Here is a 13,056-nt window from a genome sequence, read left to right as displayed (position 1 = left end):
AACACCCCCCTATGAACAACCGCACGAACGGCGGGCGCCGCGGGCGTCACCGCCGTCGCTGGAGCGCCACCGCTCTGCTGCTCGGAGTACCCGCGGCGGGCATCCCGTATCTCCTGCTCACGCAGGAGGACTCGCAGGCCGCGACGGTCGACGCCAGTGCTTACTACCGGCTGGTCTCCGTGCGCAGCGGCAAGGCGGTGGACGTCAACGCCTTCTCCACGGCCGACGGCACCCGCATTCAGCAGTGGACCGACCAGAGCACCGTCAACCAGCAGTGGAGACTGAGGGCCACCGGGGACGGCTACTACACGCTCGTCAACCGCAACAGCGGCAAGGTACTGGGCATAGCCGGTGGCTCGAGGGCCCAGTCGGCTGCCGCCGAGCAGCAGACCGACAGCTCTTCCGCCTCCCAGCAGTGGCGGATCGAGGACGTGAGCGGCTCCGGCGCCGTCACCTTCACCTCCCGCAGGAGCGGCCAGGTCCTGGACGTCTCCGGAGGCTCCACGGCGCAGGGCGCGGCGATCGTCCAGTATCCCGGCAGGGGCAGCACCAACCAGCAGTGGAGACTGGTGAAGGTGACCGGTCCCCAGCCGTCCGCGGGCTCGTATGTGTGGAAGAACGCCCAGGTGGTGGGCGGCGGTTATGTCACCGGGCTGGTGTTCAACCCACGGGAGAAGGGCCTGCTGTACGCGCGCACCGACATGGGCGGCGCCTACCGCTGGGACGCCGCGGCCGAGCAGTGGATCCCGCTCACCGACTGGCTCGGCGAGAAGGACTGGAACCTGCTGGGCATAGACGCGTTGGCCACCGACCCCGTCGAGCCCGACCGGCTCTACCTCGCTGCGGGCACCTACACCAACAGCTGGGGCGGCAACGGCGCTATCCTGCGGTCCACCGACCGGGGACGCACCTTCCAGCGCACCGATCTGCCGTTCAAACTGGGCGGCAACGAGGACGCGGGGCGGGCGAACGGCTCGTGATCGCCCCCTCGGACCACCGCACTCTGCTGCTGGGTACCCGTAAGAACGGCCTGTGGCGCAGCACGGACAGCGGTGTCTCTTGGCGGCAGGTCTCCTCGTTCCCCGTCAAGGACGGGGCGAGCAGCGGCGCGGGCATCTCCTTCGTGACGTACGGCCCGGCCGGCAGCCACACGGTCTACGTCGGCGTCGCCGACCGGTCGACCTCCCTGTACCGCTCCACCGACGACGGCAGCACCTGGCAGGCAGTGTCCCGGCAGCCCACCGGCCAACTGCCGCAGCACGGCGTGCTCTCCGGTGACGGTTCGCTGTACCTGACGTACACCGACGCCCTCGGACCCAACGGCGTGACGGGGGGCTCGGTGTGGAAGTACACACCAGCCGGTGGAGTGTGGAAGAACGTCTCCCCGTCCAGCGGTGGCTACGGGTTCTCCGGCCTGGCCGTCGACCCGCGCAAGCCGTCCACGGTGATGGTCACCACCCTCGACCGCTGGTGGCCCGAGGACGAGATCTACCGCAGCACGGACGGCGGCTCGACATGGACGGCACAGGCCGCGAAATCGGTGCGCGACGCCTCGGCCGCTCCGTACGTCGGCACCCACACCGGGCACTGGATGACCGCCTTGGCCATCGACCCCTTCGACTCCGGGCACGCGCTGTACGGCACCGGCAACGGCATCTGGCGCAGCAAGGACGCCAACGCCACCGACAGCGGCGGCACCAGCCACTGGACCGTGGGGGCGCGGGGACTTGAGGAGACGGCGCTGATGGAGGCGATCGCCCCGCCTGGCGGTGCCACGGTCATCACCGCCATGGGCGACCAGGGCGGCTTCCGCCACGACGACCTGACCAAGGTGCCCGCCGGGCGGCTGAACAACCCGATGATGACCAACAGCACCGATATCGATTTCGCCCAGTCCAACCCCTCGGTGATGGTCCGGGTCGGCCATGGCGGCGCGCAGGACGGCGCCTACTCCACCGACGGTGGCATCAGCTGGAACGGCTTCAGGGCAGAGCCGGTGGCCGGTGCCCAGGACGGGTGTGTCGCGCTCGCGGCCGACGGCTCCTCCATTGTCTGGACCGAGGCCGGCCAGGTTCCGTACCGCTCCACCGACAAGGGGGCGAGCTGGTCGAAGGTAGTGGGGCTGGGCACCGACTCGGTGGTCGTCGCCGACCGCTCCTCGGCCAGAACGTTCTACTCGCTGGCCGGCGGCACGCTCTACGCCAGCACGGACGGCGGAGCGACGTTCACCGCCCGGGCTGCAAAGCTGCCCGCCGATGGCCGGCTCACGGCCGTCCCCGGCGTCGCGGGGGACCTGTGGATCACCGACAGCGGCCAGGGGCTGCTGCACTCCACCGACGGCGGCCGCACGTTCACCACGCTCACCACGGTGAGGTCCGCCTCCGCCCTCGGCTTCGGCAAGGCCGCACCCGGCACCTCCTACCAGGCCCTGTACCTGATCGGCACGGTCAAGGACGTGACCGGGGTCTTCCGCTCCACCGACAAGGGCGCCACCTGGCTCCGCGTCAACGACGACTCCCACCAGTGGGGCAGCATCGGCGGCGTCGGCGTGGTCACCGGCGACCCCGACACCTTCGGCCGCGTATACGTCGGCACCAACGGACGCGGCCTCCAGTACGGCGACCCGTCCTGACGCCAACGCCGGAGCGGACGCACATGTGACGCATGAGCCGATGCGCTCTCAGCGGTAGAACGCCGCCCTCCTGACCGGTGCTCACGGTTGGAGGGCGGCGTTCCGCTGTGCCCGGCTCCGGGCCCCGCCATCTGGCGGGGATGCACCCGACGATCGCCGGATGGCGGGCGGAACACCCCGGCTTCTAGGCTCTGCCAGATGAACAGGGGCCCCTTCCAGACCAACCACCCATCGCCGACGGCCCGACCCGGCTGTGTGTCGTCACCTGGGTCGGCCCGTTTGGTCGGTAGCCCCAGGTTGCTGGCCTCCCGTAATCCTGTGTGTCACACCTCAGTGGCAGACTGGCTGCACAACGAAGCCCTGGAACGGCGGGGTGATACGGCAGGGGCACTCGCCGCGCGCCACTGCCCGGGGGGGCCTAGCACTACGGGGGAGATGCGCGGCTGTGATCTTCGACAGTCTTGATGTGTCGTACGGCAACATGTGGGGTTCCCAGCAGAGGATGACCCATCCGGACCCGATGTCGCGCGCGGTCGCGGCGCGCAGACACGCTGCCGGGATGGACTACGCGGTTCTGCTGTCCGCGCGGGAGCGGCCGCTGGCGCTGGTCGAATACTGGCCGGGCCGGATGTGGCGTGTGTATCTGTTCGACGACAGGTCCTGGCGCATGCAGATGATCGACCTCAAGCCGCACAGTACGGGGATGTTGTTGGCTCACCAGAACACCCGATGGCAGTTCTCCAGCGAGCAGGAGCACTCGTCCTGGAAGTGGGATGTCCAGGAGACCACGACCGTCTCGGCCGACGGGCAGGTGGAGGTGAGGTCCGAGTTCGCCGAGCCCAGGGGAGCGTCGACGGAGCCGCTGCACGCCCGAACATCCGGCCCGTCGAGCGATTCCGTGCGGCAGTTCCGGGCGTCCGTCGAAAGCTTCCTGTGCCCCGTACCGGAATTCGGCGACTGGCAGGTGTTCGTGCCGTTCCTCGCCCAGCAGAACCACGAGCCCGCCACGACCGTAGTCCTGTGCGACGTGTCGGTGGACGAAGGATCGGGACCGCTGCGCGCTACCGGGATCGAGCAGCTGTTCAGTCCGGGCGCATGCGAGACCCCGGAGGGGCCGGCCGTCGTCGAGCCTGTTGGTGCCGGGCGGCTGCGGATCACGTCAGGGCAGCTGGTGGTCTCGGACCCCGGCTGGATCGGAGAGACCCCGCGGACCGTCGCTGTGCCACTGGGCGAGTTCCCGGTCATGCTGTCGCTTTTGCGCACGACACGCGGGGCCGGTGTCGCCGCTGCCAGGGTGAAATTCCTGGACATGCCGCCTCGTGAGTGGGAATTGGCCCTTCTGCCCGACGAGGACCTGGGGCTGCTCGGCGAGGGCCAGTTCTACGGGGTTGGCGTGGATACCGGCACAGCGGCTTTCATGGATGCCACTCGGACCGTGACAGAAGACCAGCTGGACGAGGACCTGTTCATACCCCTCGACAGCCATTTCACCGTCGAACTGCCCAGCACGGAGCTCGAACCGAACCTCATCGCCTTTCGTGCCGGCCGGGGCGACGGGGCCTATCCCGTCTGGATCGGCCGCACCGATGACGGACAGGTTGGCTGCGTCGTTGTCGACTTCCAGCTCCATTCCGCCGACGGGGGAGAGTGAGGAGTCGCCGACCATCGACGCGAGGCCGCACCGCCCTGGACCTGGATCACCGCGAACCTCCCAAGCGCACACGGCGGTTGAGTAGCTCGACAAGACGATCACCGACTTCGGCCTGGTGGGCGCCCTCACGGTGGACGCGTAGGGCGCGGAGGCGCCTGCCGCTCGCAGGGCATCGCTCAACGGTGCCCGGCAGCGGATTGAGGGCAGCGGCAGGGGGTGCAGGATCGGCCAGCCGGTCCTGTAGGTGGGTGTGGCGGAACTGGTACACCGCGCCCGCCTGGCGCAGGGCTCCTCTGCGGTGCGCGTCGTCGAGGAACTGCATCAGGCGCCAGGGGAGTTGGCCGCGCAAGGCGAACCAGGCGCAGGTGACGAAGAACCAGCCACTGGTGTTTCCTACGTGTCCGGGCGTACGGAAGCTGTGCGTGAAGCGGTTGATGAGCCCGATGGTGAAGCCGCCTCCGAAGCCGAAGGCTAGGGCGGTCGGGACACCGAAGGTGAGACCGAAGCCGGGGCGTCCGACCAGGACTCCGGTGAGGAGTCCTGATCCGAATGATTCGATCAGTAATCGCATGGAGCTGACTATCCTGTCGCCGCGCAGCACGGCGCCGGGTGTCGGGGAGCGGAGCGAATCGGCCGGGGTGTGCAGCCACATCGTGAAGCCGATGCCGATGCCGACTCCGATTCCCGCCCCGAGAGCGAACCGCGAAGGGCCCCGGTGATCACGAAGGGCCCCGGTGGTCAACGATCCTCGCCGAAGTCGTCTACCCACGACCAGTACGAGCATCCCGAACCCCGTGCACACCAGACCCGTGACCAGCAACATCACCATGCACAGTGCTCACTCGTCGGCAAGGTCTTTGGGCGGAGCTCGCCGCCTGCCCTCTCAACCCTGACGTGGGCGGAGCCGAGCATAACGCGGGAGACGCGGGAGTGTGACGTGCACTCGCCCGGCCCGGGTGCGGTCGTCCCGACAGGAGTGTTCCCGGCCCGTACGGCTATGGCGTCGCATCCGCCGGCCGCAGGACAGCTGCCGTAGAAACGCGACAGTGCCCCGGCCCCCATGGGGGCCGGGGCACTTCGCTATGTCCGGGCCGCAGTCACGGCACGTCGATCACGCTGATCTTCCACGAGCAGGTGGAGTTGATTTCCAGGAAGCGTGTCCCGCCATCATGCAGATGCGTTACGTCGGCCCCCGACTTGCCGAGCTCATTGAGGTAGATCGCCCCCAGAGGATTACCGCCCTCCTGGACGATGAAGTTGCCCTGCATCCCAAACGCCGAGCAGTCGTAGGAGTAGCGCAGGTCCCAGTCCCCGTCGACCTTGAACTTCGCGGTCGACTTGATGCCGCTGCCCGACTCCGAGAGCACCGTCTCCGCGACCGGCTTCGCCTTCGGCTTGGCCGCGGACACCGACTTCGACGAGTCGGCCGACTTGGACGGCTCTCCTGCAGCCGACGACGGCGTGGGGTTCTTCGCGTCGCCGTCCTTCTTCCCGCCGCCTGTCACCGTACCGATGACGATCAACCCGACGACGATGCCGCCCGTGATCCACGGCCAACGACGACGCCTCCGCGATCTCGACTCCGCACCGTCCACACCATCCTGAAGTGCCATATCGCCCCCAAAGCGCGCTCCAATGAGAACGGGGGCATCCCAGCCACATAGCCACATCACGCCCGCAGTTGCCTGGCTGTGACAAATCATCACCCGTGAGAGGGAGATCACGAGACGGGACCGCGATGAAGGCCAAGACCGCGGCGTGGACGGAGGCTCGCTTGGTCATGCGGCGCTGCCGAGCAACACGCGTCTGACCGTGGCCAGGAAGACTCCGTGTGCCCGAGTCCACGGCCACGCAGCGGGGTTGTCCGCGGACAAGCCTGGTTATCCACTCGCGCATTACAGATGATCCCGGCGTCATGTCGCCTGACGGCTGGCAAGACTCCAAGCTCAGGGACGCTGTCGCCACGCGACATCACGCGCGGAGTCTCAGTCGCTGTGATCTGCGTCGATGTCGGGATCGTGGTGCGGACAGCGGTGGCTCTGGCGAGGATTGCTGTCGTGATTCTTGAACAGGACCTCTACGAAGCGTCGCATCGATCGTCCACGAGGTCTGGATGGCACAGCGCACGCGAAGGCTCGCATTCGTCGGAGCGGGAGTTGCGCCCCGGGCACGAGCCCCTGTCCCGCCGGAGCCGACGGACCTGCAGGTCACCAGCCTGACCTTGCGCCGGGCCGCCCGCTTACCCGTCGACAGTCGGCAGTTGCCTGTGCTGGGCAACTGGGACCAGCTACTGAACCGTTCGAGGAAGGAATCGCCATGACCGGCCCACATCACACCCTGACCGAACCCGCCTCGGATGCCGCGATCGACACCGCCTGCCGCGTGCTGCGGCTGCCGACCATGCGGGCTCAGTTCTCCGACACAGTCGCCCGCGCCGAACGCGAGCACCTGTCCTACCGGTGCTTCCTCGCCGAGTTGCTCATGGCCGAGTGCGAAGACCGTGACCGCCGCCGATCGGAACGGCGTATTCGCACGGCGGGGTTTCTCCGCCAGAAATGGCTGTCGGACTTCGACTACAACGCCAACCCCAACGTCACCCCCGCACTGATCAATAACCTCGCCACCTGCGAATGGGTCAAGAAGGGCGAGCCTCTGTGCCTGATCGGTGACTCCGGAACTGGCAAGTCTCACCTGCTGATCGGCCTCGGTGCCGCTGCCGCCATGGCCGGCTACCGAGTCCGATACGCATTGGCTGCGAAGCTGGTGAATGAACTGGTGGAGGCCGCCGACGAGAAGCAGCTGACCAAGACGATTGCCCGCTACGGGCGTGTTGACCTGCTCTGCATCGATGAGCTGGGGTATCTCGAGCTCGACCGCCGCGGAGCTGAGATGCTCTTCCAGGTTCTGACTGAGCGTGAGGAAAAGAGCAGCGTCGCCATCGCCTCGAACGAATCGTTCGGTGGCTGGACGAGGACGTTCACCGATCCGAGGCTCTGCGCAGCCATCGTCGACCGGCTCACCTTCAACGGGGCGATCATCGAGACCGGCACCGAGTCTTACCGGCTGGCTCAGACCAGGGCCAAGCAGCAGAAGAACAGCACGTGACCCGTCGCTCCAGACTGGATGTTCCGGGGCCATCCGGCCCCGGAAGCCGGAGCCGCTTCAAGCCGGAACTCTCGCCCGATCGATCTTCGGCTGGAGCCAGCTCAGGCTGGAAGAGTGGAGCCGCTACCAGCCGTTAAAGCCACACCGAAACAACCCCCGACCTCCGACTGACCACCAGACCCTCACCGCGGCCGCGACCGGCCGCCAGCAGGGTCCCTGTCGCGTGCGCCGCCGGGGCACCGCCCGGCGGCGCACGCCCACCCACCGGGAGATCTCCGTGACCCGCCTCATACCGGCCCACCCGTCACGTCGCCGCGCTTGGCAAGCCTTGGGTAGCTGAGCGGTCCTGTGATCTGCCGTTCCTCCATGCTCACAGCGGTTGATTCGTCGGGGCCGCAGGAAAGGCGGGGCGCCGTGTAAAGCGACTCGGCCCTGGCCATGAAGCTGAGCCCACGGTGAACGCCACATGGTCCCGCCTCGTCCGGCACTTCCTCCAAGGCCTCTACAGGAGACGGACTTTGGCCGGACCGGGTCAGGCCATGTCTGCGATCCGGTCGCTTCGGTCGCTTTGGGCCTCGTGTGGGGGGCAGGCGTGGCCGGGGAGGGGCGTGCAGTCGCCCACTGCTACCGCTGCCGTCGGTGTTCCGACGCACCCGGCTACGTCATCGCGCTCACCGGTGACAGGGGCGCTATGGCGGCCGGGCTGTCCTTTCTCCGGGGCCGGTTGGCTGACGGCGCGGACGCGGCGATCGACGTCAGGCCCCGGCCGGGACACCTCCGGTGTGCCTGTTGCATACCTGGTTGTGCACGCATTGCGTAGAGGCTCGGCACGCCACGCACACTCCCGCGCACCGCGTCGGCCTAGATTCGGTGTCGCCGGGGACGCCGTCTCGGCGTGAGCGTTGTACACCCCGACCATGCGGGCCCGCGTGGCGCGCAGCGCTCGGCGGGCGGCCATTCCAGCACCCTGTTCAGATCAGGCGATCACCATGGGAGGACTCGTATCATGCGCACTCGCGCGCTACGTGCTGCGGCCACTGCCGCGTTGCTGCTCGGCTTCGCTCTGCCGGGTGTTTCTTCAGCCCACGCCGAAGCCTCGGGCGGCGAGATTCCCGGCATGCCATTGATGAACATCCCTCCCTCCGGTCCACACAAATGTGCGACACCTCAGGGCAACAGCACCGCGAACGGAACGCGCATCACCCTGTGGGACTGCACGGGAAGTGACGCCCAGGTCTGGAGGTGGAGCGGCGACAGGATCGTGCACGAGCAGAGCGGAAAGTGCCTGACCCCGGAGGGCGACCGTATCTACTCCAACGGTGCGGTGCTGACCCTGTGGCCGTGTACGGGTGCCGAGAGCCAGGACTTCGACCAGTCCGAGTTGGATTTCTTCAGGAACATCAAGACCAGCCACTCCAACAAGTGCCTCACCAACTACGGGGGGAACTTCGGCAACGGCACCTGGGTGACCCTGTGGACGTGCGCCGGCGGAGACCCCGCCGAGCAGAACTGGCACCTGGAGTTGTAAGCCATGGTTGCGGATGGCGACTTGATCAGCCATCACGGTCAGAACGAGGATGGTTCCCGAAGCTACCCGGCACTCGACCGTGCCCGGCATCGCCCAGCAAGACGTACCGGTGCCACCTGCTCCACTCGGGTGGAGATGAGCATCGTGGCGCGTTCGTCACTGGGCGGCCGCCAGATCCACTCAGCGGTCCGACTACTTCAAGACCCACCCAGCCCCCAGCCCCCGTACCTCAGAGCCTGAGAACGGCGGTCGGCGACAAACTCGGCCGGGCTGCGCCCTTGGGGCGCGAGTGGCGAGCACGATCGCCCTCCTGCTCCTCGCCGAGTCCATGGCACCCGACCTTGCTGGTGGGCACCCTGGTCGGGATCTCCCTGGGCGCGACCACCGTCGTCATCGTGTCCATCGAGCCGGAGTGGACCCCGGCGACAGAACCTGAATCGTCTTCGTGCCCCACTGTGCCCGCCCCGGCCCGCCGTGACCACCGGGGCGTCGGCCCGGCCCCACCGCCCCGTACCACTGCCACCAGTCAAGCCCCGCAACCATCAAGGGCCCAGACAGACCCCGTGACCGGAAGCCGGCGGCATCCAGTGATGCCGCCGGCTTCGTCCACCGCGTGCCATCAGCACGACAAAACGTTGCACACGTGAGGAACCGTTATGCCCAAGACCAGCATCATCCGACAGGTATCCGCCGCTGGTGCCGCCGTGGCCGCTGCCCTCGTCCTCGCTGGACCCGCACCTGCCCAGGCCAGCACCACATCCCCCGTCACCTCCTGCCTGAACATCTGCGTTCTGGATGCCCGCGCCGGCGGCCACCCGGACTTCGACCGTCTGGTCTTCGACCTGAGTGGCACCGGCCTGCCCCAGGTGCGGGCCACCGCGAGCGCGGACGGCACGTATCACACGGCAGGTGACGACGAGATCAGACACCTGCAGATCTCGGGGAAGTCCTACCTGCTCCTCGACGTCTCCGGTGGAGCTGTTGCTCTCCCCAGCGGGCCTGACGCTTACGCCACCCCCCGGGTGCAGTCCGTTTCCCTGCCCTCCCTCAAGGGTGTGGAGTTGGCCGCGGGCTACGAGGGCAACGTGACGTTCGGCCTTTCGCTGGGCGACCACTCCCAGTGCAAAATCTTCACCCTGACCTCTCCGAACCGCGTCGTCGTCGACGTCTACCACTGAACCCCTCCGGGAGCCGCCGCGCAGCGCCCGCTGAGAGCGGCGGCGTCGGCTGTGGGTGACACAGGTTCGTCCTCGCCGTCGAGGTGACCCGGCGCCTCGTGTGACACCGCGGTCTCGACCGGGCTCACCACTTCAGGAGACATGTCCGGTCCCCAGGCCCCTGCCGGCAGCGGAGATGGAAGAGTGAAGGGTCGGGACGACTGCGTGCAGGCATCTGCCTCCCGAGAGCCTCACCTCCCGATCCCCGACCGGAGCACACCCCCACCGTGAAGCAACGTCCCGTCGCCGAGCGAGCGACGTGCCAGCTGAAGATCGGAAACAGCTCCCGGAAAGCATCAGAACCGCGCTTTTCTGCATCGCCGCCAGTCATGTGCGGACAATTCATGGACGGTTTTGTCCTTGCGGCGTACGGTGACCGCGGCACCTCTATCGTCGAGGACTCATCCGCATCTCCGGGCGCGGACGGCGGATGGATGGGCCGATATGTCGGTCTGGGGTCTCCAGGGTCAGGGCGGCGATCGGCGGCGGCATTTTGTTGACGTTTGCTGGCGGACCGAAGGCCAGGTGCGAAGGGGGCGCGGGTGGGTACGGTCGAGATCTCGGCAGAGGATCCGGACGATTTCGACATCCTGTTCGGTGAGCTGCAAGGCCGCAGCGGGATCGCGGTGGATGCCGTGCCCGCGCCGATGGAGCCCGAGGACCTCGGCACAGCGGTGGACCTGCTGACGGCAGCCTGTGCGTCGGGCGGTGCTGTCGCGGTGTTCTTGGGCATCGTCAAGTCGCTGCTGGACTCAAGGGGGCCGGGCTTCGTCATGAAGGTGCGGCACGGCACTGTCCGGTTGACGATCACCGCCGAAACCTTCGAAGAGGCCCGCCCGGTGCTGGAGGAATGGCTAGGTGGAGCGTGACCTGAGCAGCTCCCGCGCCATCCTGATCGGTAACGGAGTCTACGCGGACCTAGGACTCCCGAATCTACCTGCCGCCCAGTGCGTCAGCGCGATAGCCGACCTGCTGACCAGCGAGCTGTGCGGATGGCCGGCAGAGCGCGTGACGTGCCTGGTGGACATGGCGTCGCCAGACGCCCTGGCCCGAAAAGTGATCAAGGCTGTCAGCGACGTCCAAGGCACACTTCTGGTGTATTACGTCGGCCACGGACTGCGCACCAGTGAGGGGCAACTCGCCCTGACAGTGGGCGACACCGACCCACGCTGGAGAGCGCTGCCCTACACCGCAATGCTCTATGAGAGTCTCGCGAAAATTCTCCGCGGTTGCCGGGCGGAGACCAAGCTCGTCCTCTTGGACTGCTGCCATGCCGAACTCGCCACCAAGTCCAATCATGTGTTCCAGTCGGCCGACGTCGAAGAGGCTCACCCGGTTGAGGGCCTGTACGTCATCGGTGCCAGCGCCAGCACCAAGAAGGCCAAGACGCCCGTCAACGGAACACTCACCTACTTCACCAAAGCCTTCTTGGACATCGTGAGCAACGGCATCCGCGAGGTGTCGGCGCCGCACCTGCGCCTGGACCGGATCTTCCTCGAACTACACGCCCGGTTACGGGACGCGGGACTACCCGAGCCAGTGGAAAGCGGAGCCCGAGGGGCTCACGGTTTCCTCTTCGCCCGCAACGCCGCCCACCCTGACCACCCCAGGAAACCGCCGGAACCATTCGCGCAACCTGTGGCCGGGCAGTTGCCCCTGCTGGACCGGCGCACGCTGCTGAGCGCTGTGGGCGCCGCCGGACTGACCGCCGCCAACACCGTCCTGACGCTCACCCGCCGTCGTACCGGACCGGCGACGACGTCAGATCGCGGAGCCCCGGGCAGGACGTCCAACGCGGCAGCCGCCTCGCTGGGACAGCCACTCCTGGGCCACACCGACCGCATCTACTCAGTTGCCTTCCGGCCGGGCGGCCACGTCCTTGCCAGCGGCAGCCGCGACCAAACCGTCAGGTTCTGGGACCTGACGGATCCGCTGCACCCCACGCCCATCGGTCTCCCTCTCGACGGCCACACCGACACGGTCTATTCGGTGGTCTTCCACCCCGGCGGCAACCTGCTCGCCGACGCCAGCGCCGACCAGAAGGTCCGGCTGCTGAACGTCACCGCCCCCGCGAAACCAGCCGTTGCCAGCCGACCGACCACCGGCCATACCGACGCCGTCTTCTCCGTGGCATTCAGCCCCAGCGGGGACCTGCTGGCCGGGGGCAGCGGCGACCGCACGATCCGACTATGGAACGTAACCGACTCCGCACACCCCACACTCGTCGGCACACCCGTCTACGGGCACACTGATGCCGTCCTGTCGGTGGCCTTCAGCCACGAGGAGAGCGTCATGGGCAGCGGCGGGTCGGACCACGCAGTCCGGCTGTGGAACGTGGCGGACCCTCTGGCACCCATCGGCCCGGCGCTGCCCGGCCACACCGACCGCGTCTACAGCGTCACCTTCAGCCCGAACGGCCACCTGCTGGCCAGCGGCAGCGGTGACAGAACCATCCGCCTGTGGAAGGTCACCGACCCCGCGCGCCCGGTGCTCCTCGGCAACGCCACCGAACACAACGACGCCGTCAACACCGTTGCCTTCAGCCCCAGCGGACAGGTCCTGGTCAGCGGAAGCAGCGACAACACGATCCGACTGTGGCGCGTGAGCGAATCCACCGGCCCGGTCGCCATCGGGTATCCCCTGACCGGTCACCACGGCGCCGTCTACTCCGTGGCCTTCAGCCCGGACGGAAACCTGCTGGCCAGCGGCAGCGCCGACCAGACGATCCGCCTATGGAAACTCGCGCGCTGAGCGATCGGCAGTCCATTGCTGCCGGTCAGTCAGAGGCCCGGGGCCATTGCGCTGTCGAAACAGATCCCGGTGGGGCTGGCAGCGCGACGGAGCCCGAGCCGGTCGAGCGTCCTGGCGAACTCGGGGGAGGGGCCGGCCAGGTTCTCCGGGGGATCAGGACAGGTCCGTGGAA

General features: G+C 67.7%; 8 protein-coding genes and 1 pseudogene. 7 read left to right on the top strand and 2 right to left on the bottom strand.

Going from position 1 to position 13,056, the window contains the following annotated elements:
• The first annotated feature begins 11 nt into the window (after positions 1–11).
• Together OG965_RS01060 and OG965_RS01055 are read left to right on the top strand one after the other, a co-directional pair.
• Positions 12–2,632 (top strand): annotated as a pseudogene (locus tag OG965_RS01060) (RICIN domain-containing protein).
• Positions 2,633–3,077: 445 nt separating this feature from the next.
• The gene (locus tag OG965_RS01055; protein WP_371648125.1) at positions 3,078–4,283 is read left to right on the top strand and encodes a DUF4241 domain-containing protein; all 1,206 of its coding nucleotides are present in this window, start codon (positions 3,078–3,080) and stop codon (positions 4,281–4,283) included.
• A 46-nt stretch (positions 4,284–4,329) separates the two neighbouring features.
• Here the strand turns inward: OG965_RS01055 and OG965_RS01050 are convergent, their stop codons facing one another.
• Positions 4,330–4,854, bottom strand: coding sequence for a hypothetical protein (locus OG965_RS01050; protein WP_371648123.1), 525 nt, complete (start codon positions 4,852–4,854; stop codon positions 4,330–4,332).
• Positions 4,855–5,380: 526 nt separating this feature from the next.
• Positions 5,381–5,896 carry a hypothetical protein gene (locus tag OG965_RS01045; RefSeq protein ID WP_371648121.1) on the bottom strand — a complete coding sequence of 172 codons (516 nt, stop codon included), beginning with the start codon at positions 5,894–5,896 and terminating at the stop codon, positions 5,381–5,383.
• Positions 5,897–6,599: 703 nt separating this feature from the next.
• Between OG965_RS01045 and istB the strand changes: the two genes are divergently transcribed.
• From istB to OG965_RS01020, 5 genes are all read left to right on the top strand, one after another.
• A complete protein-coding gene (gene istB / locus OG965_RS01040) occupies positions 6,600–7,388 on the top strand; it encodes an IS21-like element helper ATPase IstB (RefSeq protein WP_371648119.1) in 789 nt (262 codons plus the stop codon).
• 1,006 nt (positions 7,389–8,394) lie between these two features.
• Complete coding sequence (locus OG965_RS01035) at positions 8,395–8,916, top strand: RICIN domain-containing protein (protein ID WP_371648117.1); 522 nt, start codon at positions 8,395–8,397, stop codon at positions 8,914–8,916.
• 656 nt (positions 8,917–9,572) lie between these two features.
• Complete coding sequence (locus tag OG965_RS01030; protein WP_371648115.1) at positions 9,573–10,094, top strand: hypothetical protein; 522 nt, start codon at positions 9,573–9,575, stop codon at positions 10,092–10,094.
• A 581-nt stretch (positions 10,095–10,675) separates the two neighbouring features.
• Positions 10,676–11,002, top strand: a complete 327-nt coding sequence (locus OG965_RS01025; RefSeq protein WP_371648113.1) for a hypothetical protein — start codon at positions 10,676–10,678, stop codon at positions 11,000–11,002.
• The gene (locus OG965_RS01020) at positions 10,992–12,884 is read left to right on the top strand and encodes a caspase family protein (RefSeq protein ID WP_371648112.1); all 1,893 of its coding nucleotides are present in this window, start codon (positions 10,992–10,994) and stop codon (positions 12,882–12,884) included. Before OG965_RS01025 ends, OG965_RS01020 begins: the two co-directional genes overlap by 11 nt.
• The last annotated feature ends 172 nt before the right edge of the window (positions 12,885–13,056 follow it).

Source organism: Streptomyces sp. NBC_00224, assembly GCF_041435195.1.
Classification (GTDB): Bacteria; Actinomycetota; Actinomycetes; order Streptomycetales; family Streptomycetaceae; genus Streptomyces.
This window is presented reverse-complemented; position numbering and strand designations above follow the sequence as displayed.

What these genes read in the sequence shown, in the direction of transcription:
- OG965_RS01050 (WP_371648123.1), bottom strand. Translation starts at nt 4,854, where the DNA reads ATGCGATTACTGATCGAATCATTCGGATCAGGACTCCTCACCGGAGTC.
- OG965_RS01045 (WP_371648121.1), bottom strand. Translation starts at nt 5,896, where the DNA reads ATGGCACTTCAGGATGGTGTGGACGGTGCGGAGTCGAGATCGCGGAGG.
- istB (WP_371648119.1), top strand. Translation starts at nt 6,600, where the DNA reads ATGACCGGCCCACATCACACCCTGACCGAACCCGCCTCGGATGCCGCG.
- OG965_RS01035 (WP_371648117.1), top strand. Translation starts at nt 8,395, where the DNA reads ATGCGCACTCGCGCGCTACGTGCTGCGGCCACTGCCGCGTTGCTGCTC.
- OG965_RS01030 (WP_371648115.1), top strand. Translation starts at nt 9,573, where the DNA reads ATGCCCAAGACCAGCATCATCCGACAGGTATCCGCCGCTGGTGCCGCC.